The sequence below is a fragment of the Calothrix sp. FACHB-168 genome (assembly GCF_963889195.1).
GTDB classification, from domain to species: domain Bacteria; phylum Cyanobacteriota; class Cyanobacteriia; order Cyanobacteriales; family Nostocaceae; genus Aulosira; species Aulosira anomala_A.
The window spans coordinates 45,186-67,495 of record NZ_CAWPNJ010000015.1; the positions used below are offsets into that span (position 1 = coordinate 45,186).

15 protein-coding genes are annotated in these 22,310 nt (G+C 38.3%); 10 read left to right on the forward strand and 5 right to left on the reverse strand.

Annotation, left to right across the window (positions count from 1 at the left end; translation table 11 throughout):
* The first annotated feature begins 9 nt into the window (after nt 1-9).
* Together AACW45_RS08230 and AACW45_RS08235 are read left to right on the forward strand one after the other, a co-directional pair.
* Nucleotides 10-756: a hypothetical protein gene (locus tag AACW45_RS08230; RefSeq protein ID WP_190632548.1), complete on the forward strand. Its 747-nt coding sequence runs from the start codon at nt 10-12 to the stop codon at nt 754-756.
* Between the two features lie 180 nt (nt 757-936).
* Nucleotides 937-2,001: a methyltransferase gene (locus AACW45_RS08235; RefSeq protein ID WP_190632549.1), complete on the forward strand. Its 1,065-nt coding sequence runs from the start codon at nt 937-939 to the stop codon at nt 1,999-2,001.
* 196 nt (nt 2,002-2,197) lie between these two features.
* Here AACW45_RS08235 and AACW45_RS08240 read toward each other — a convergent pair whose 3' ends face one another.
* Nucleotides 2,198-7,816, reverse strand: a complete 5,619-nt coding sequence (locus AACW45_RS08240) for an ATP-binding sensor histidine kinase (protein WP_190632550.1) — start codon at nt 7,814-7,816, stop codon at nt 2,198-2,200.
* A 254-nt stretch (nt 7,817-8,070) separates the two neighbouring features.
* Between AACW45_RS08240 and AACW45_RS08245 the strand changes: the two genes are divergently transcribed.
* From AACW45_RS08245 to AACW45_RS08280, 8 genes are all read left to right on the forward strand, one after another.
* Complete coding sequence (locus AACW45_RS08245; protein ID WP_190632646.1) at nt 8,071-8,238, forward strand: hypothetical protein; 168 nt, start codon at nt 8,071-8,073, stop codon at nt 8,236-8,238.
* Between the two features lie 204 nt (nt 8,239-8,442).
* Entirely contained in the window at nt 8,443-8,814 is a 372-nt protein-coding gene (locus tag AACW45_RS08250; RefSeq protein WP_190632551.1) for a hypothetical protein, read from the forward strand.
* Nucleotides 8,815-9,217: 403 nt separating this feature from the next.
* The gene (locus AACW45_RS08255) at nt 9,218-11,011 is read left to right on the forward strand and encodes a WD40 repeat domain-containing protein (protein ID WP_190632552.1); all 1,794 of its coding nucleotides are present in this window, start codon (nt 9,218-9,220) and stop codon (nt 11,009-11,011) included.
* Between the two features lie 563 nt (nt 11,012-11,574).
* On the forward strand, nt 11,575-12,219 hold the full coding sequence (locus tag AACW45_RS08260; protein WP_242045782.1) for a PEP-CTERM sorting domain-containing protein: 645 nt from the start codon (nt 11,575-11,577) through the stop codon (nt 12,217-12,219).
* Nucleotides 12,220-12,578: 359 nt separating this feature from the next.
* Nucleotides 12,579-12,896, forward strand: coding sequence for a hypothetical protein (locus tag AACW45_RS08265; protein ID WP_086691328.1), 318 nt, complete (start codon nt 12,579-12,581; stop codon nt 12,894-12,896).
* Nucleotides 12,897-13,196: 300 nt separating this feature from the next.
* Nucleotides 13,197-14,924: a succinate dehydrogenase/fumarate reductase flavoprotein subunit gene (locus tag AACW45_RS08270; protein ID WP_190632553.1), complete on the forward strand. Its 1,728-nt coding sequence runs from the start codon at nt 13,197-13,199 to the stop codon at nt 14,922-14,924.
* Nucleotides 14,925-15,429: 505 nt separating this feature from the next.
* On the forward strand, nt 15,430-18,036 hold the full coding sequence (locus AACW45_RS08275; RefSeq protein WP_190632554.1) for a PAS domain-containing sensor histidine kinase: 2,607 nt from the start codon (nt 15,430-15,432) through the stop codon (nt 18,034-18,036).
* A gap of 2 nt (nt 18,037-18,038) precedes the next feature.
* Complete coding sequence (locus tag AACW45_RS08280; protein ID WP_190632555.1) at nt 18,039-18,248, forward strand: hypothetical protein; 210 nt, start codon at nt 18,039-18,041, stop codon at nt 18,246-18,248.
* Between the two features lie 4 nt (nt 18,249-18,252).
* Here the strand turns inward: AACW45_RS08280 and AACW45_RS08285 are convergent, their stop codons facing one another.
* The 4 genes from AACW45_RS08285 to AACW45_RS08300 form a co-directional block, all read right to left on the reverse strand.
* Nucleotides 18,253-19,707 (reverse strand): hypothetical protein, encoded by a 1,455-nt coding sequence (locus AACW45_RS08285; RefSeq protein WP_242045496.1) that lies wholly within the window; start codon nt 19,705-19,707, stop codon nt 18,253-18,255.
* 26 nt (nt 19,708-19,733) lie between these two features.
* Complete coding sequence (locus AACW45_RS08290; RefSeq protein WP_190632556.1) at nt 19,734-20,393, reverse strand: FHA domain-containing protein; 660 nt, start codon at nt 20,391-20,393, stop codon at nt 19,734-19,736.
* Nucleotides 20,394-20,615: 222 nt separating this feature from the next.
* On the reverse strand, nt 20,616-20,837 hold the full coding sequence (locus AACW45_RS08295) for a type II toxin-antitoxin system HicB family antitoxin (protein WP_190632557.1): 222 nt from the start codon (nt 20,835-20,837) through the stop codon (nt 20,616-20,618).
* A gap of 59 nt (nt 20,838-20,896) precedes the next feature.
* Nucleotides 20,897-22,177, reverse strand: coding sequence for a vWA domain-containing protein (locus AACW45_RS08300; protein WP_190632558.1), 1,281 nt, complete (start codon nt 22,175-22,177; stop codon nt 20,897-20,899).
* Between the last annotated feature and the right edge of the window lie 133 nt (nt 22,178-22,310).

Genomic DNA, 22,310 nt, shown 5'->3' on the forward strand with positions numbered 1-22,310 from the left:
GTCAATACAATGAAAGATGTCCTAGCTTTAATTGAAATCAAAAAACAAGAACTTGAACAGTTGCCGCTATTAAAATTCATGCAAGATGAAAGCTTAGAGCCTTTACAAAGATTAAGCTTTGCACCTTGTCTCACACCGTTTGCCATGAATTTTGGAGATTTAAATAAATATGTCTTGCGGCAAGAACCTACTAATAGCAGAGTCCAAGAAATTATCAATATCCATACTTATGAAGATGACCATCACTGGATATGGTTTTTAGAAGACATGAAACGACTAGGATTAGATCGTGCAATCAAATTTAGTGATTCCATGAAATTTATGTGGAGTGATGAAACTCATAAAACACGATTGGTCTGTCATAAAATTGGCTTGTTATATACTTTTAATATAGATCCTTTACTTCGGCTAGCAATATCTGAATCTATAGAAGCAACTGGTCATGTAATTTTATTCAGAACTGCACAAATTGCTAAGGAACTGACCAAAGTTACTAACCAAAAGTATATTTACTTTGGGCAAGAACATTACGATCTAGAAACTGGTCATATGCAAGGAACAGATGATATAGAACAATTTATTACTAGCTTGGAATTACCAGACGAAATTCGAGAACAAGCCTTTACACTAGTGCATCAAGTGTTTGCAATTTTTACAGACATGTTTGAGGAGTGCATGGAATATGTAAAAAATCACACATTAGATCAACCTTTTGCAAAAGCTAAAAAGGTTCATCAAGCATTGCACGTAGCTTAACTATAATAACTGCATCTCTACATGTAATATTTATTAGAGAGATGCAAGATATTCAGTGTTGAATATACGATAATATCAAAACTGCCCAAAGTCTGACATACAACTTCTGCATTTAAATGTTTGGCGATGTGTCGTAGTTATCAATTGATTAGGACTACTTAGTATAGAGTAGTTAAACAGATGTTAGAGAATCTCCTATTTTCAGAGCATTCCTCAGAGCATTCCTCAGAAGATGAAAGAATGCCTTCTATGGTTTTACTTCAGTTATTATTTGGAACTTGGATTGCTCAAGGTATTTATGTAGCTGCTTCTTTAGGGATTGCTGACTTACTTAAGGATGGATCAAAAAGTATTGATGAACTTGCACAATTAACTAATACTCATCCCAAAAACTTATATCGAGTTCTTCGCGCTCTTGCTAGCGTCAATATATTTACGGAAGTTGCACCAAGACAATTTTCACTCACGACAATGGCCAAATATCTTCAGAGCGACTTTAGTAACTCGTTACGCTCTCTAGCAATGATGTTAGGTGATGAATGGCATTGGCGATGCTGGGGAGATATTCTTAACATTGTGCAAAGTGGTCAACCAGGATTGGCACATCTCTATAATGTTGATGACACCTTTAAATATTTTGAGCAAAATCCAGCGTCTGGTAAGCTGTTCAACGATGCTATGACAAATTTCTCAAAAAATGTTCATACAGCAGTTATAGATGCTTACGATTTTTCTCATATTTCCAAAATAGTTGATGTCGGTGGTGGTTATGGTACACTCATCACCTCTATCTTGGCAGCAAATTCACAAACTAATGGCATTCTCTTTGACTTACCAAATGTAGCAGATTCTGCAAAAAAATTAATCAAACAACATGAAGTTAGCAAGCGTTGTGAAGTGATTAGTGGCAACTTTTTCCACTCAGTTCCTAGTGGAGGTGATGCATATATATTATCTTATATAATCCACGATTGGGATGACGATCGCTGCATTCAAATTCTCCGCAATATCCGTCAAAGTATTGCGGCAGATGGTAAATTACTGTTAGTTGAGGGAGTCGTTCCTGACGGAAATAAACCTCACTTAAGTAAATTAATGGATTTGGAAATGATGATCTTTTATCCAAGTGGTCAGGAACGTACTGAAGATGAGTATTCTCAACTCTACAAGGCTGCTGGTTTTCGGTTAAATCGAATTATACCTACTGCGGCTCCAGTAAGCATCATTGAAGGAGTTTGTGTCTAAATTTGACTGGAATTAAATATCAGAATCTAGTTTTTGGTAGCAATTATCTATTTTTGAAGCTTATGTTTTGAGTGGCAATAACCACCTTAATGAGCTTGAAAAAATAGATAATTAATTATTTGCGAGATATTTGGGCAATGAATTAAGATGAAATCTACATCTGTGATGAATTAAATTAGTAGTAATTGTTCATTAATTATTGTAATGGTATCTCAATAATAAACTCTGTTCCTGCTCCTGGAGTAGAACTACAGCTTAATAGACCTTTGTGCTGTTCAACTACAATTTGATAACTAATTGATAACCCTAATCCCATACCGCTTCCTATCTCCTTAGTTGTAAAAAATGGGTCAAAAATTTTCTGCTGAACTGCCTCTGTCATACCAAAACCATTATCAGCAATCGCAATTCTTATTCTCTTAGAGTCTGTCATTTGAGTATTAATAGAAATTTGTGGATGCTTGCTGATTAATTGTTGATTCTCTTGTTTATTTTTATTCAGGAATGACTCTTCTAAAGCGTCGATAGCATTATTGATAATATTCATAAATACCTGATTAAGCTGACCTGCATAACAATTAACTGTTGCAAGTTTTCCATATTTCTTGATAACTTCAATCTCGAATTTATCGTTTGGTTTATGAAGCCGATGCTGCAAAATCATTAAAGTATTGTCAATTCCTTCATGAATATCAACAGGCTTCATATCAGATTCGTCTAAGCGAGAGAAATTGCGTAAACCTAAAATAATATTCCGGATACGTGAACTACCTATTTTCATAGAATCTAATAGCTTAGGTAGGTCTTCTGCTATAAAATCTATATCAATTTCTTCTGCTTTTTCTTCAAGTAAATCAGAATAATTAGAGCATTCTTGGCGATAAAGAGCAATAAAATCTACTAAACCCTGGGCATACTCATTAATATGAGCAATATTGCCATGAATAAAGTTGATAGGATTATTAATTTCATGGGCAATTCCTGCTACCATCTGCCCTAAAGAAGACATTTTTTCACTTTGAATTAATTGAATTTGAGTTTGTTGCAGTTCTAGCATAGCTTGCTGTAAAGTTTGATTTTTTTCATTTATCTCCTGTGTTCTTTCCTTCACTTTTTCTTCTAAAGTATGGTTATATCCTTCTAATTTACTATTAACTTCATTCAAATTATTGTAGAGTATGGCATTTTTCAGAGAAATTGCTGCTTGAGTTATTAACAGTTTAAGTAACTCTACACGATTGCGGGTAAAAGCTGCTGTAGCCAAATTATTTTCTAAGTAAAGAATGCCAAGTAATTTACCTTGATTAATTATTGGCATACATAAAATACTCTTAGGTTGGTGATGGTTAATGTAGAGATCGTCAATTATCAATTTATCAGCTTTAATCTGATCTATCACCAATATTTCTCTAGTACGTTTGACATAGTTAATCAAGGTTACGGGTACATCATTGCTTAATTCTAGAGTCGTACCTGGAAAGATGACAGAGTTAGGTGCAAAGGTTGAATTAGAACTGATAGCAGTTATATTTAGCTCGAAATTCTCTCCTTTACTCAAAAGCAAAGCACATTTAGAAGCACCAGCATTTTCCATCACTACTTCAATTAAGGTAGAAAGTAGTCGCTCAAACTCAATCTCTTCAGAGACAGCTTGAGATGCTTTAATAACAGCAAATAAATCCAATGAATCGGAAATGCTAGTTTGTGATGTATTGATAGTTTGTTTCTTTTGATTAATTGTCAAAGATAAACTATCAGCAGATATATTTGTTTTTTGATTATGGAAGTTAAGCTTTTCTTGACTCAGTGTAGAAGCTAGAAAATGTGGATAAGATTTTTCTAACTGCTCAACCTTAGCTAATGCTCCCCAGCGAATATAACCATAGTAGGCATCAGTCAAGTAGATTTTGGCAATCTTCAATTTATCCCAGCCTAAGTAAAACTTAGCTGCAAGTTCGTTCGCCAAAGCTTCTTCCTGAAGATATTTGTGTTTATTAGCTAAACTAATTGCGCGATCGTAGTAGTCTACTGCTTCAATATATTGCTTGTCAATTCGCGCTCTTTCAGCCTCTACTAAATAGTATTTATGTAGAAAATTCATTGGTGCATGATTCGCCCAATTTTTCATTTTTTCTTGGTTAATAGCTACCAGTTCTAAAATTTGTGTTTTTTCCGATTGGTTAGCTGTTTCATATAATTGCAGCATTACTAAAGATTCATAAAAACACAAGACAGCACAAACAAATTTGGCTGGAACTGAATCTATATAGTTAGCTGCAAGTCTGGCTTGCTGAGAGGCGTTAAGGTAATCTTGAAATAAATAACAGAGAAATAGTTTATGTAAATGTAAATGGAAAATAGCTGTCCTGTAGCCTACTTGCTGATGCAACGGCAGCATGATATTTTCATCATAAGCTTGACCACTTAAACAGCAAACTTCTTCAGACTTTCCTAACAAGTTTAAAGCTGCTTGCCAGTTACTAGCATGAGTCTGACGAGGTATTTCTTGCTTAAGCTGAAAAATTACTTCATGATATTTAGCCATTTCTTGCTCAATATCTAGCAACGGCTTACCTTGCCAAAACGCATGTTCTGAGTACATATATAAGGAATATGCAGCATGTTCTAAGTCTCCAGTTTCTAAAGCAATAGTGTAAGCCTCAAGGAAGGAACTAAGAGTTTCTTCAATATGTTCTTTCCAAGATTTAATAAACATATTGACAACAAAAATAACTATTGCTTTTAGCTGGATAGCATTAAATTTAGCTAATATATTTAACGCTAGTTGACCAAATTTATAACTGAGATCCACATCTTTCCATATATTCCAGAGAATAATGCCATAGGTTCCGTATGACATGGCAGATGCAGCACAATTACCAAATTGAAGCGATAAATTTACTTGTTTGTTAACAAGTAAAATAAACAGCAATGGATTACTAACAGCACAGATAGGTAGAAGTCTGACTAAAATATTCATTACTGCCAGTATTGATAAGTCAGTCATTTGAGGTAAGTTAACTAATTCCTCAATATTTTTCTCTACTAAAGCTAATTTTGTCTCTTGTAGCGCTATCCCAATGGTTTCTTGAGTAGGGTGTTCGGGAAACTCAAAACCAAACAACTTCAACACTTGTAAACCTGTGGTAATTGCTTCGATACTTTGACTTTGAGCTTTATATGCTTCAATCTTTACTTCAAAAACTTTCACTTGATCTAAAAGTGTTTTAGCATTGCTCAAGACTAGTGCTACAAAATGTTCTATCTCCGCAAATTCGCCAGCTAAATATGCTGCTTCTGCTGCTGTTTCATATAAAGCTAAAGTCAGTTCATATTTGCTATCCCAGCTATCGTCAGCTAGTAGTTCAATACCAATCTTTAAATACTTAAGTGCAGATGAATAAGCTGTTGAAGCTAAGGCTTTACGTCCAGCCATTAAATTCATCTCAGCCAAATTATTGCGTTTAGATTGGTGAGTAATAAACTCTAAAGCAATATTGAATTGGTTAACAAGCTCAAAAATCTTTTCTTCTCGTTCAGATAGAGGAATATTACTTAATAACAAAATGCCAATTTTTAAATGAATTGGCTTTTTCTCTTCAACTGGAATTAAAGAATAGGCTGCTTGCTGTATTCTGTCATGAACAAATTTATATTTGGGAAATTGAAAGTTAGATATTTGTAATGCTTGCTTTTCTTGACGATCAATACTAATTTCTAGATATTGTTCATTCTGAAATAATTTGTAAGCCTCATTCTGAGGTAAAACTAAGCCATCACGTAGTGCTGGTAATAAATCTAATGATGTATCTTGAGCAGATTTTTCATGGACGATCGCTAAAGTCTTTAAGTCAAATTCATTACCAATACATGATGCTAACATCAATACATTTTGAGTAGGTACTGGCAACTTTTCTATTTGCAGCGCCATGAATTTGACAACATCATCTGTCAGAGATAATGCTTCTATTTCTCTAATATCATATTCCCAAAAGCCAGTATCAAAGTTAAATTTAATTAAATTGTCATCATGCAAGCTCTGGAGAAATTGATTGGCAAAAAATGGATTACCTTTAGTTTTCGCAAATACCATTTGTGTTAATGGTGCCGCAGTTGTCTCTTGGCAATAGAGAGTATCTACAATTAAGTGGTTTAAATCGCTTTGAGTTAGAGGTGCTAAATTAATATTATTAATTTTTACTCCTATCTTCTCAATATCTTGGAGTTTCAAATAAAGAGGATGAGCCTGTGAAACTTCATTATCACGATAAGCACCAATCAGTAGTAAACCTCTAGCTATTTCTGCTTGATTTTCAATTTCACCAATCATCTGAGAAGATGTATTTTCGCTCATTAAAAGTTGAATAAATTTTAACGAAGTTACATCCGCCCATTGCAAGTCATCTAAGAAAATTACTAGAGGATGTTCTTTGCTACTAAATACCTGAATGAATCTCTGAAATAATAAATTGAAGCGATTTTGCGCCGCGCTACCAGAAAGTTCTGTAACTTCAGGCTGCTTACCTAGAATTAATTCTAGTTCGGGAATGACATCAATAATTAGCTGACTTTGTTCGCCTAAAGCTGACAAAATCTTTGTTTTCCATTGTTGAATTTGGGCGTCGGTTTCGCTGAATAATTGCCCAATTAAATCGCGAAATGCTTGTACTAATCCAGATAAGGGTATATCACGCTGAAATTGATCGAATTTACCTTTAATGAAGTAACTCCGTTGGCGGACAATTGGTTTATGAACTTCATTAACTACAGCAGTTTTACCAATCCCCGATGAACCTGTAACTAAAACCATTTCGGTTTTACCACTGGCGACTCTTTCAAAAGCAGCAAGTAGAGTTTCTACTTCTTGTTGACGACCATAGAGTTTTTCTGGGATGAGGAAGCGATCGCAAAAATCACGCAATCCTAACTCAAATGTGGGAATATCGCCTGTATCTTGCCACAGTTGGCGACAGTTTTCTAAGTCATGCTTAAGCCCTTGGCTGCTTTGATAGCGGTCTTCAGCATTTTTCGCCATCAGCTTATCGATAATATCGGATAATATTTGTGGTATATTAGGGTTAATTTGGCTAACTTTTGGTGCTTCTTTGGCGATGTGGCAATAAACTAACTCCATTGGATCGGTTGTAGTGAAAGGTAACTGTCCGGTGAGGAGTTCAAAAAGAGTAACACCTAAAGAATAAAAATCGGTACGGTAATCAATACCTCTGTTCATTCTTCCCGTTTGTTCGGGAGAAATATAAGCTAATGTTCCTTCTAAAACGTTGGGATTAGTCAGGAATTGAATTTCTCTAGGTAGGAGAGTTGCAAGACTAAAATCAATAATTTTAACTTCACCTGAAGTAGGGTGAATTAAAATGTTAGCTGGTTTAATATCCTTATGAATAATGCGATCGCGATGCAGTTCTTCTAATATAGATGTAATTTCGATGGCGATAGGAAAAAACTCATCAAGGGAAATACAATTAGCTTCTATTTTCTGATGAGATAATTGCCATTCCTTGAGAGAGAGTCCACCAAAATCTTCCATAATTAAGGCGTAGCCATTGCGGCAATTTTCTAAGCTTAAAGGCTGGACTATGCCTTTAATATCAAGGTTTTTGATAATGTTATATTGATTGCGGAATTGAGCAATTTCGCTAAATGTCGGGTATTCATTCTGCATCAGTTTAATGATTACAGATTTTTGGTCTTGTTCTCGGATACCCCGATAAACAAGGGTTTTATTCCCTGCGTAAATTTTCTCTGTGAGACGATATCCAGCAAAAAGATTTAATGTATTGATCAGTGCGGACATTGGATTTAAGTTTTATATACTTGCTTGTTAGTTATTATTCCCAGGTAACTCTGGCAAATATCATAAAACTTTAAAAAGATGTCTTAAGAAACACACTTTTGGTGTAATTTTGTCAGTAATACAAGCTAGAAATAGTTAATGCAGAAGTCTAACTATCCTATAAAAATAATTTATTAATTTCAAATCCACTGATTAAAGTTTCCCAATGAGTATCGTTGTGTAATTAAACAACAGCAGCACTGGATTGTTGATATATGACTCAGAATTCAAAAATTGATATTTCCGGCTTTTATGCCAATACCTTTCAGTTAGCATCAAAAACCTTAAACCGCATAGGTTGGGTTGAGGAACGAAACCCAACATTTTCGGCGATTTGTTGGGTTTCACTTCGTTCAACCCAACCTACATTGCTCCTTAACTGAACCGTATTAGCTTTTATACTGCTTTGAGTAATTTGAATTTTAAATGTTTTCTAAATTACTTAAAATATTTACATTCAAAAATTAATCCATCAGGATGCGATCGCATCTCCAGGGTAAATCAAGTAAATATACTTAACCCAAACGTAGGAAGTATTTTTACGGGTAATTGTGCGAACCTAGAACTACCTCATCTAGGATCAAGTTATGGCTTCTCAATCACAAAACAACCTAGAGTCAGCCGACAATTTCCGAGTTGCTGCTACTGCTAAAATCTGGGGAACTACAGTAGGAATCTTTGCATTATGCATTCCTCTATCAGCCGTTACAAGAAGTGGAGCAATTTTACCTTTAGCGGCTCTCGGTGGTGCCGCAGTTGGTACAGTGGTTGTATGGCGTGGTGATGACAAAAAATCTCAACCTAATTATTTGGCGCAACAGCAGATACAACTTTTAGAAGCCAGAATTGCAAATTTAGAAACAATTGTTAGCAGTAATGATTTGGATTTGCACCTGAAAATTCAACAATTAGCAGGGAGCGATCGCCATCCAGATTCACTACCAGAACATCAAAATTAAAATTAACTGCTATTTATCGTTGATGTTGATCTGATTACTGAAGCTTGAGAGTGAGCATAATCAGATGATTTTGATATAGCTATCTATAGTTTAGCATTTCTGCTGCCATTACTGTCAGCCTTTAATCAAACTATTCATTGCTGTCAGAACTGTTTCCATCGAAACAATATATTATTCTCTATATTAGTTAGAATGATTTGACATCAATTAACTCTCTATACCTCAGCCATATCAGTTATTGTGTGTTTGAGGGCTATCTAGGTGTATCTTTACCGCGAACATCTGCTTTTGCTTGTGTTCTCTGAGACTGTTAGAATTACGGAATTTTCATCCACAAAGATGATTAACTTGAGTAATTGTATTCGTATAGATTACCTTAAGTATGCAATAGTGTGCGGCTCTAATGCAGATGGATTGGATTAGCTTACTCAAAGCTCAACAAGCTGACTTTCTCCAACGAGTCAAAAAACTTAAAACTTATGACTTGTCTGTACTCAAAAGTCAAATGAAAGGTTGTCATAGTGAAATTATGACTTTTTGGGGTGAGCAATTGGCTCAATTAATCGAATTATCTCGCCAACAAGCGGAAATTTTCGCCAAAAATCCACCACCAACACCACCAGAATATCCCGAACCTCCTGACTGGACGATTCCTTTTCCCCAATACTTTCAACAGCAAGCTCAAGATTATCTTTTGCGCGAACAAATTGTTGATCGCGCGATCGCCGAACGCTTGGGTAAAATAGTGAAAAAGGTGTCTCATGATACCATCAACAACATGGTTTTAGATGATGAGGGCAATTTACGCGGTGATAGTAAATTTGCTTATGTACTCTCAGCTAACAAAAAACTGAGTATTCAAGTTTATGCTGCTGATGGCGAAAGTTTTAATAGTCTGAAAAAGAATAAAATTAATTGGACAGTTACCCAAGAGGATTTAAAAAAGCACCAAGTCTTAATTTTTTTGGCTTTATTTTATCCCAATTCTAGTAAAATTGGCTATGAAAAAAAAGTTATAATTGCTGGCTTTTTACCTACTGCCCAACTAGAACTTACTGAACAAAAAATTACCATCAATCCCAGTAATTTATTATATGCGGGAGGATTGAATTGGTATTTAGAATCATTAGTGAAGAAGCAAGATCTAGCCATAATAGTGAATGAGGTAAGAATAGCCGAAAAGGTTGAGACTGTCGCCGCAGAACATCCTCTGAAAAAAATCATTGGTGACTGGGAATATTGGCAGACTTTAAAAGGACATACTAGAGGCATTAATTGTCTAGCTTATTCTGCGAGAATCCCACAACAGAATGTTTCGGTATGTAGTCTCAGCAAAACACCGCCGATATTAGCTAGTGGAAGTCGAGGCGAAACTAAGTTATGGGATTTATCTAGAGGAGAATTAATCGAAACATTATCAGAGTCGCCTTGGGTTGTCTCTGGATTAGTTGATGAAGTTAATTCCCTGGCTTTTAGTGCTGACGGACAAACTTTAGCCAGCGTCGGCGCAGATTCCACGATTAAAATTTGGCATGTCGGTGCATTAGATTTAATTGATATCTTGCACAAACATAACGGGGTAGTGAGATGCGTAGCTTTTACCCCTGATGGCAGAATGTTAGCTACTGGTGGAGACGATCGCAAAATTTTATTTTGGGATTTGATGCAGCGTCAAGTGGCGATCGCACTTTCTCTTGATGATACCGCAGCCCATTCTCTCGCATTAAGTCAAGATGGTCAAACTATCGTTACCGGTAGTTATCGCAAAATTAAAGTCTGGTGTACTTCTCACCTCGAAGGTGTCAAAGATTTTCAAGATGTGCAACCCCTTTACACCCTCATGGGACATTCTCATATTGTTCGCTCTTTAGCGATTTCTGGGGATGGTAAACTCTTAGTTAGTGGTAGTCGCGATCAAACAATCAAAATTTGGCATTTAGCAACTGGGGAATTAATTCGTACCCTTAAAGGACATCAAGATGAAGTCTGTACAATTAGCCTCAGTCCCGATGAACAAATTATCGCTAGTGGTAGCGCTGATAAAACTATCAAATTGTGGCATTTAGCAACTGGGGAATTACTCGCTACTTTTATCGGACATACGGATACTGTCACAGCAGTCACTTTTACAGCTTCCGGCGACATGTTAGTTAGTGGAAGTTTGGATAAAACCATTAAAATTTGGCAACGCAGCTGAAGGTGAGTAACCCAACACATCAAAACCTTGTCTATGTTGGGTTTCCACAAGGTAAACTCAATCTACCCATTTGTCGCATTTTTTACCTACAATTATCCTTAACAGAAGCGTGTTGTCGTATAAATAGTCACTTTCTTTATGAAAACTTTATGAACTTGCTGAGTTCGCATAGTTGCATACGAGTGAGTAATTGTATATCTTTTGGTATATTTTTCGCTGAAATGAACTAGTTTATTTAATATATTTTTTACGTAAAGACACTGTATAAACTTGTTTTTTAAAGGAAATTTTTGTAGATTAAGTGTGTTATCAGTAATCAAATAATTTATACAAAATTATTTGCGTACACAAAAGCATACCTAAAAGTTAAAGTTATCTTTTAGTAAGACTTTTAGTACAAGATGCTTTACCAATAGAGAGAAAGCGTTGGTAATAGTTGTAGCATCTATCGCTCAATATTCTGCTGCTGTAATTAATTTTTTTTGGGTATATTGCGCGCCATTATCCGCAACTTTGTATACCCAGATTTTCTCCAACCTTGAAGCTTTTGAGGAATAAATTTCATGACTAGTGTAACTTTTTTCAAGAAGTTATCAATAGCTACTGCTGGAGCAGTGTTGATTGGTATGGGGATGGGAGGAACAGCTCATGCTGCGGCAATTAACTTTGATTCACCTACAATAGACGCCAGTAATGGCGAGTGGAGCCTGGGTTTTAAATTCTCCACTAATAAACAAATCGCCATCAATCAACTTGGGTTTTATGATGACCTGAAAAATGATTTAACTCAAACACATGATGTTGGTATCTTTAATGATGCTGGTCAGCTTCTAGTATCGGGAACTGTTAAACCAGGCGATCCCCTCGATGGATGGTTTCGCTACACATCAGTAGCTAAAACAATCTTAGATGCGGGTCAAACTTTTATTATTGCAGCTGCTACTGGCTCAGAGAATTACACTTGGGACCCAGTTGGTTTTACAGTAGACCCAGCCATCAACTTTATCGGCGATCGCTATCAATCTAGCGCAACTCTAGTTTTTCCAACTGATGGGCCTAGTGTAGCACAAGGATACTTTGGCCCAAACTTCAAAACTACTGCTTATTCTGTCCCCGAACCTCTAACTATAGGCGGTACATTAGTAGCTGGTGGTCTTGGTTTGCTAATTAAGAGAAGAAAAACTGCTTCTCAACAAGCTAGCGCTTAATTTCGGGAGCATCCCAAATGTGCAAAAACGCCCTCACCCTATAAGGGTGGGGCTAGAAATACGAAGCCTGCCAAGGCAGGCTATCAAACTTTTAGCCTGCCTTGGCAGGCTTTGTTGGTATAGCAATACCCTTCTAGGGTATTGCGTCAAAATTGGGATGCTCCCTTAATTTCCGGCTTCACACAGTTAAATTAAATAGTCAAGAGTCTAGAGTAGAGAACTTTTGACTATTTTTTATATTTACAGAGTCAGTAATTTATAAAGTAATATTAAAAACCTTGGAAAAATATTGAGAAATTGACGCATCGTCAAACCTGGTTCTAAGGTAGAACCTATAAGATAGACTTGAGGCGAATGTGATGAACATGAATAATATTCAAAACTATCGATTTGTCTGTACTTTAACCTTTGGTGATATCTACGGTCAAATAATTGTTTGGTTAATTACAATTACTATAAGTTTGGCATCGGCATTGGCACTGATGGGTGCGAGAAGACCGGTGTATGCTTTAGCTACTGTCGGTCTTGTAGTTCTGTTATCTCTGCCTTTCTTGTTATTTGCATTTGTAACTACATTGTTAAATCATATTGAACTAACTGCTGTCGAGCCAGGAACAAAAACTGAACCAATTCCAGGTAATGTTTCTCAACAAAAACCCGTACAAGCAACTAGCTGAATAGTTAGGGACTTCCAACTGAAAAATATTCCCGAAGTGACTGTTGACTGTTGACTGTTGACTGTTGACTGTTGACTGTTAATAACTTGAACGGAATAATTTATTTTTTCGAGTTCCTCTGAAAGTTGAGATTTGCTGTTAGGGATTGATATCGTCTGGCTTAAGAAATATAAATATCTCAGCGATCAGTTACCTAAATTATGCAAAATCTCAAAATACAATCCAAAATCGCAACTATATCCCTGTCCTGTGGCAGGGAATTTCTTTGTCTACACTATTAAAAATTCATAAAAATTAATTATGCTGGAACATGATGTAATTATTGTTGGTGGTGGCTTGGCGGGATGCCGTGCGGCGGTGGAAATTGCCCGGATTAACCCCAGTTTAAATGTAGCTGTCGTGGCAAAAACTCACCCGATTCGTTCCCACTCGGTAGCGGCGCAAGGTGGCATGGCAGCATCATTAAAAAATGTCGATTCTGAAGATAGTTGGGAAGCCCACGCTTTTGATACTGTTAAAGGTTCGGATTATTTAGCAGATCAAGATGCTGTGGCTATTCTCGCCCAAGAAGCGCCAGATGTGGTGATTGATTTGGAACACATGGGTGTGTTGTTCTCGCGGTTACCAGATGGACGGATTGCCCAGCGTGCTTTTGGCGGACATTCTCACAATCGTACCTGCTACGCGGCTGATAAAACCGGTCATGCAATTTTACATGAATTGGTGAATAATTTACGCCGTTACGGTGTGCAAATTTACCAAGAATGGTATGTAATGCGCCTGATTTTGGAAGAGGGACAGGCAAAAGGTGTGGTGATGTATCACCTGCTAGACGGGCATATAGAGGTATTACGGGCGAAAGCTGTGATGTTTGCCACTGGGGGATATGGTCGCGTATATAACACTACTTCCAATGATTACGCTTCGACCGGTGACGGTTTAGCAATGACAGCGATCGCAGGTTTGCCCCTCGAAGACATGGAATTTGTGCAATTTCACCCCACAGGGTTATATCCGGTAGGCGTGCTGATTTCTGAAGCTGTGCGGGGCGAAGGGGCTTATTTAATCAACTCCGAAGGCGATCGCTTTATGGCAACCTACGCCCCCAGTCGCATGGAACTAGCACCCCGCGATATTACATCAAGAGCGATCGCTTACGAAATTCGTGCTGGGCGGGGTATACATGCCGATGGTAGCGCTGGGGGGCCGTTTGTCTACCTGGATTTGCGCCACATGGGTAAAGAAAAAATCATGAGTCGCGTTCCCTTCTGTTGGGAAGAAGCCCATCGCTTAGTTGGTGTTGATGCGGTGACTCAACCTATGCCAGTCCGCCCGACTATTCACTATTGTATGGGCGGTATCCCAGTGAACATTGATGGCAAAGTCCGCAGTGGTGGCGATGAATTTGTTGAAGGCTTTTTTGCTGCTGGGGAAACTTCTTGCGTGTCTGTACATGGTGCTAATCGCTTAGGTAGTAATTCGCTATTGGAATGTGTAGTTTATGGCAAGCGTACCGGAGCCGCGATCGCTCAATTTGTGCAAAACCGCAAATTACCCACAGTCGATGAACAACGTTACATCAAGGAAGCAAAAGAGCAAATTCAAGCTTTACTAGAACAGCCAGGAACATACCGAATTAATGAAATCCGCCAAGCCTTTCAAGATTGCATGACTCAATATTGCGGCGTTTTTCGTACCGAGGCAGTTATGCAGGAAGGGTTGGAAAAACTTGCCCAAATACAACAGCAATATCCACAAATATATTTAGATGACAAAGGCAATTCTTGGAATACGGAAATTGTTGAAGCTTTGGAATTGCGGAGTTTAATGGTAGTAGGACAGACGATTTTAGCTTCCGCCTTAAATCGTCAAGAAAGTCGCGGCGCACACTTCCGTGAAGACTATCCCCAAAGAGATGATGATAAATTCCTCAAGCATACAATGGCTTATTATTCACCAGCAGGGATTGATATTCAATATCGTTCGGTAGCCATTACCATGTTTCAGCCACAGGAGAGGAAATATTAGTTAACCACAGCCAAAGAAACCCTTACAGGTATTCTTGGCTATGAGAAAATTGGCGTTGCATAAATGGGGGATGATTTATTTCACGCAGAGGAGGCAGCGCGTTGCGGGGGTTCCCCCCGTTGTAGCGACTGCCGTCGCGCAGAGACGCAGAGAGAATAAGGATTTTTAAATTTTTAGCTGTTAAATTTCATCCCATAATTCAGCAATCCCAGAAAATTCTCCAGCGTTCCCAAAACTTGCAAGCACAAGAGCGATCGCGCAGTCATTTATCAGTGTTTTGGCGATCGCATCATGAAAAATATTAGGACTTACGCAGTGTCAGATATTTTTCATGCTTTTTGTCAATTGTCAATAGTCCATAGTCCAAAAACCTGAATTTTGACCATTGACTTTTGACTTTTGACGAAGTTAGGTAATTTTTGTTTACTTGTTGTCATACAAGGGAACTCTAGATTAAGTACAACTAGAGCATCTAGGAAAACTAATCTGCTACGGGTTCAAAGATATGACTCAGTTCTCTTCCACTCACAATGAGATATCGCCAGAATCAATAGTTATAGAAACTGAGAGCGCAGCTAGCCTGAAGCAAGAATTAATGACTCTCCGAGAAAGGGTAGCGCAGTTAGAGCAAGAATTAGGGCAGCAAACAACACCAGGACGAGAAAATAAGATATTTTTTGCTCAACCCAGCGAAGAACATCAAATTTTGATAAAAATTCTCGAAGCCAGTGCCGATTTTATTGGCGTTGCATCAATTACAGGGGAACCTTTTTACCTGAATCCAGCAGGAATGAAGTTAGTTGGATTGCAGGATATGGAGGAAACTAAAACCAAACATATCAGTGAGTTTATCTTACCTGAAGACATGGAGTTATTTCAGGAAAGTATTTTACCAACTGTAATCCAGGAAGGTTATTGGCAAAGTGAATTTCGGTTTCGCCATCTTGTCACGGGAGAGCCGATTTTAATTGACTATACTCTGTTTTTAGTGAAAGATCCAGTTACGAATCAGCCTATAGGCTTGGCAACTATTAGCCGCGATATACGCGATCGCAAATGCACCGAACAGCGTCTGTTAGAACAAACTCAGCTATTACAAAGTGTCTGGGAAGGCGTAGACTATGGCATTTTTGTCTTTGATGTTTTAGATAACGGTCAAGAGTTCCGCTTTGTCGATTATAATCCGGCGATCGCTCGTAACAGAACTGTAGATATGCCAAGCATCTTGGGTAAAACTTTGGCGGAAGCAATGTCTAAGGATATGGCTGCACTTTACCGCCAACATTATGCAGAGGCTGTCCATTCCGGTACAACTAGCTTTTTTGAAGAACATTTTTGTGCTAATGGCCAAGAAACCTGGTGGTCTGTCAGTGTCACACCTTTAAAAGATAGTACTTCGCGCATCCATCAAATTGTCGTCACCGCCACAGATATTACAGAACGCAAACAAGCTCAAAACGCACTAGAACAACAAGAAATTCTCTACCGTACCATTTTTGAAAATGTTAGTGATGGTATCAACATCATTGATGTAGAAACAGGAAAAATTGTTGTCGCTAATCATGCTATTTGTCAGATGCATGGCTATTCTCAAGAGGAATTTGTCAAACTTCAGCCGCCAGAGTTTGTCCATCAAGATACCCTACCAAGATTTGCTGAGTTTATCCGTGACATTAGATCTGGTAATCAATTTCACGGTCAAGGATTAGATCTACACAAAGATGGTACTTTGATCGATGTTGAGGTATCAGCCAGTCCTATTTTTTACAATGGTAAAATCCATGCCTTGGGAGTCATTCGAGATATTAGTGAACGCAAGCGTTCTGAACTGGCGTTGGCTGAAAGCGAAGCCAAATTCCGCAACCTTGTAGAAAATGCCAATGATGTTATATGGAGTACCTTACTAGATAGTACTATCACTTATATATCACCCAAATTTGAGGATATTTTCGGCTACGAAGTTTGCGAATGGTTAAATCAATCATTTGTACCATTGATTCACCCTGAAGATTTACCGCAAGTGATGGCATTTCTCAACCAAATTATTGAGACAGGTGAGAGCGGTAATGATATCGAGTTTCGCCATCCGAAAAAAGATGGAACTTGGGGTTGGGTAACATCTAATACCTCAATTCTCAAAGATGCTGATGATCAAGTTATTGGATGGCAGGGGATTTTGCGAGATATTAGCGATCGCAAACAAGCAGAAATTAAACTCCAACAACAAACCCAAGAACTAGAAAACACCTTGTATGAACTTAAGCAAACCCAACTGCAAATGATTCAAAGTGAAAAAATGTCCAGTTTGGGGCAAATGGTTGCAGGTGTAGCCCATGAAATTAATAACCCTGTTAACTTTATTCATGGTAATATTTCCCATATTAGTGAATATACTCAAGATTTAATAAATCTCGTAGCACTATATCAAAAATATTATCCTCAGCCGCCAGAAGAAATTGCCGATGTTCTCGAATCTATCGATATAGAATTTCTCATCGAAGACTTAAGTAAAGCCTTGCAATCAACGCGCATAGGAACTACGAGAATTCGAGAGATTGTGCTTTCGTTAAGGAATTTCTCGCGTTTGGATGAAGCCGAAGTTAAAGATGTAAATATTCACGATGGCATTGATAGCACTATTATTATTCTCCACAATCGTTTAAAAGCACATTCAGAACACCCAGAAATTCAAGTTATTAAAAAATATGGTGATTTACCGCCTGTAGAATGTCATGCAGGACAATTAAATCAGGTATTTATGAATATTATTAGTAATGCGATTGATGCTTTAGAAGAACATAGTAAGCAACAATTGCAAACAAGAACTGCTGTTAATTCCTGTATCATTTCAATTCACACAGAAGTAATTAATAACAACTGGGTGCAAATTTGTATCGCTGACAATGGCCCGGGAATTAAACCAGAAATTTGTCAGAAGTTATTCGATCCCTTCTTTACGACAAAGCCAGTTGGTAAAGGTACAGGCTTAGGTTTATCTATTAGTTATCAAATTATTACCGAAAAGCATGGCGGTAAATTGTGGTGTGAATCTACACCAGGACAAGGAACAAAATTTATTATTGAAATTCCTATAATTTATGTCAATAGATAAGTGTGTTGGCGTCAACAGTCAACAGTCAACAGTCAACAGTCAACAGTCAACAGTCAACAGTCAACAGTCAACAGTCAACAGTCAACAGTCAACAGTCAACAGTCAACAGTCATTTATCTCCCTTGTCCTTCTTGTCTTCCCTTCCCTACTTGCATAGCGATTGGTTATTTTTTGAATTGGAAATCACCACAACCTATTTGGAATTGCTGTAGATGATTAAACAAAGTACTCTTTGATACGTGGTGTTAGCCCGAATAATGTTAAAAGCGCGATCGCACTCAGCGCTACTGTAGCTTTAAGTTCAAAACCTTCGAGATCGCGAAAGCCTTGCTTGATTGCTTTGTCGAAAGCAGCTTGGTTAATATCAAAAGCTTTTTGATTATTTGCTTTCAACTGCTCAAACGCCCAACTTGACTGTCCTGGGTTATTACCTAAGGATAAAGCGATCGCTTCTTGATGTTTGCCGCTTTTTTCTAAATCGCGAATTTGGCGATCGATTGTCAAATAAGTTCCCAAACTCGCCAGATTTGCTAATGTTGCTGCTTTTTCACCTGTAAAAACAATATTTTTCAGTTCATCAGCTAAGTAACCTGTAAACCCATCGACTTTGGCATACTCATATTTATAAGCTTCTACTACTGACTCAATAGTCTTTCCTGGTGGTACTTGGGCAATTTGAGCGATATTTTGTACAAAAGCTTGTTCATGATTGCTAGCAAAAGCAGTGTCAAGTAAATAGCGACTTTTGGCAGTATTAGCGATATAGGCGATCGCTCTAGCTTGGCGTAAGGTATGCATAGAAGTAAAAGCGTCTTCTGTCGCTACTCTCAGGTTTTGGGAAGCTGATAACAAAGCACCAGCTGTATAATTTAACAAGCCAAGTGCGATCGCAGTTGCTAATAAAAGCGCTGGATTAAAAGTACGACGCATCTGTCTGCTGAGAAATATTTGTAGCCAACCCAGCAAAATAATTAGTGCTAAACCAATTAAAAAAATAGAAAATATATAATTTTGTGTAGCAACTTTTTTCTGAGTGTAAGTAGCATCTAAAGCTTGCAGATTTACCTTATCTAACTCATCGGCTGCGGGGAGAAGGGTTTTATCCATGATTTCGCTAGCAGCGCGATAAGCAATCAGCATGGCATTATTATCCCCACGGGCGTGAGAATCTCTCGCTTGCTGGATTTTAGCTAAATAGTTACCTAAAGCCAACTGCATAGTTTCAATTGGTTTGCGTTCTATATCTCCAAATGAGATACTTTCAGCCGCCGCTACTAACCTTTCTGTAACTCTTAAATATCGTTCTTCGTAACCTTTAATAGCATCTTGATTTTGTCCCGTTGGTACTAGGAGTTCGTTCACAACATTAGCATCCATTCCCGCCAGTCCATCTTTTAGGCGTTGCGCCGTGACGATACTGGGGGTGGAATCTTGTCCTACAGTTTTAATCGCCTGTCTCTGTGCTTGAACTCCGCTAATAATACTAATTAGTAGTAAGACACTGGTTAGCCAGGTTAGATATAAACCACCGTTGAGCAGTTGCGGTGTCGTCAGTCCGCGAATTGCTTTATTTGAAACTGCAATAATTTTACTCATATTGGGTATGGGGCATGGGGCATGGGGGAGGCAGTGCGTTGGACGGGTTTCCCGGCTTAAAGCAACTGCCGTCATTGGGCATTGGGCATCTGTGACTTAATTCAGCGAATTGCTGCGATCGCAATTCTTGTCCAATGTCCTAAGGTGAATTCGTCGCCATCTTGTAGAGGAATATCTACCATTGGCTTTAACTCTACGCCTTTGAATTGTGTACCGTTAGAAGAACCAATATCACGCAGGGTGAATGTACCATTTGCTTGACGGTTTAATAAAGCATGGCGGTGAGAAACTGCACCGTCAAAATCTAGAGCAATTTCTGGATGAATAGCCCTAACTTGACTATTGCGACCGATAAGGTTAGTTTCCTTTTCTAATGGAAAAACTATCGGCGCTTGTTCTGTTGGGGGTTCTGGGCTTTCGGGATGACGCAGAGATGGATCGATTGTCACCACTACTTGCCAACCGATAATCGGGGATGGGGGAGTAAAAACAGATGCTTGTTTTTGTGTTACCTTTTCTTCTTGGGGAATTTTAGCGATCGCTAATTCTCCATGTGCTTGAGTAACAAAGTTATAACCACAAATCTCGCAATAGTCCCCACTGTCAACTTCGTGAGGCGCACTACAAGCTGGGCAAGTTTGAATATTTACTGTTGTTTTAGCTATTTTTGGTTCAGCTATACCGAGAATTTTGGCACCACACTCCGAACAAAAATCTGATTCTGTGGATTCGTGACCTTTAGGACATTTATATATAGGCATAATTATTTCTATACTTCTTCGCTGTCACAAGAAATATGAACTGCTTTATTAACGAAGTTGCTCAAACTCTTCTTCTGTAATACCCATTTGCTTCTTGAATTTCGTGAAATAGCCAGCTACCAATTTCCGCATTTCCATGAATTGGAATTGTTGTTGCTCGCCCCTTTTTAGCGAGCTCTAACAAAGCCTAACTTTTTTGCTACCTTTTCTAATTCACTGGCTTTAGCTGGCATTGGCAATTACTAGCTCAACATCTTCAGGTAGCGATCGCCCATTTTCTGCATATTCTTCTTGTATCATATCGAATACCGAATCTAGCTCAGTACGTGCTTCATCTGGAGTTGTACCCCAAGCATGACAACCCTCAATTGCGGGAACATAGGCAACAAAGGTGCCATTGTCATCAGGACGGATAACTGTTGTGTAATCTTGTAGAGACTTCATTAAATTCGCATTTTTAGTAATGAGTCTTGATGTTGACATTAACATAATTACATGGTGAGTTAATTAGACTTAGGAATGCGAGTAGTTTTTGTAGAACGAGTTTCTAATGCCATCGCGTCTTCCTTGGCTACATCTCGCTTCAACCGCACTGTACCTGTAGGTGCATCCTCCACATCAACAACAGTTTTGAGCAGTTTGGCTGTAGCTTCATTTCCAGATTCATGAGCTAATTTCACAGCTTTACCTAATTTGGCGGTAGCAACTTCAATATCGCCCTTAGCACGGGCTTCTAATCCTTCTTGAATTGATTGCGCTAGTTCTGCTTGTCCGGTATAGTGCGCAACTCGCTTATTAATTTTGGTAGATTTGGCTTCATCATCTGTCCAAGTTGCCAAAATCCGGGCTTCTGCTACTTTTGTTTCTACACCATTAACGGTATAAACTAAGCTAGCGCGACCGGCTAACATTTCATCCCCCACATTACCGGCATTAACTTCGATGCAAAAGTGGTAATCGCGGGACTCATCCCTACCCCAAGCACCAGTAGGGTATTCCAACATTTGTGGTTTAACTGCTTTACCACGATGTGTTAAATCAACAATATCTGGACTCACCTGTTTGCAAAATAGTACCTTAGCTCCTTGGGGCGTCCACAAACGCATAGTGACATCGCTGACATTCTTACTCATAGCTTTTGCTAAAATTGCCTGAAAATCAGCTTCAATCATTGCCGCATCGGGAATAATATCAGTCGTCCCCAAGAGTTTCCCAGCGATTTGCTGGAGTTGAGCAACCCGCCAATCAGTCCCCACACCTCGGCAATCACACTGAAACACACCCTCACACTGCTGTAAAATTTTCTGCAATGCTTGCTCATCTGTATCATCATTCATACCATCAGTTAGCAGTAAAGCTTGGCGCACAGCGTCGGGTTTCTTGTTAAACTGTGCCAGCGCTTCAGTTAACCACTTAGACATGAGCGTACCACCATTAGCCAGGATTCTTTTAATTGCGGCGATCGCTTCTTCTTTCTTTTCAGGTGTAGCTTTAGACACCGGGAAAACTACACTCGCTTTACTAGAACCTGTGACAATAAAAAAGTAAGCATCCTCTGGTAACAAACTCACAACTTTTACCATTGCATCCTTAGCAGCGTGAATTTTACCGCCGCCCATTGAACCAGAGACATCACAGATAATGCCAAAAAGTCTGTCATTACTAGTAGAAACGGGTACACCATCACCCTTTTCCACGCTGACAGTCATGATGGCATGAACTTCTTTAGCACCTTCGTGTAAATATTGGTTTTGAAAAACTTCCGCTTTGAATTGGTTTGACATATTAGGGGCTAGGGGTTAGGAGCTAGTGGTTTATCGCCAAAATTTTGATGAGTTTACTCATTCTTAATATTTCTTCTTTTCTTTCTTCATTTTCTTCTTCGTGTACTTCGCGTCTTCGCGGTTCGTTTTTTAC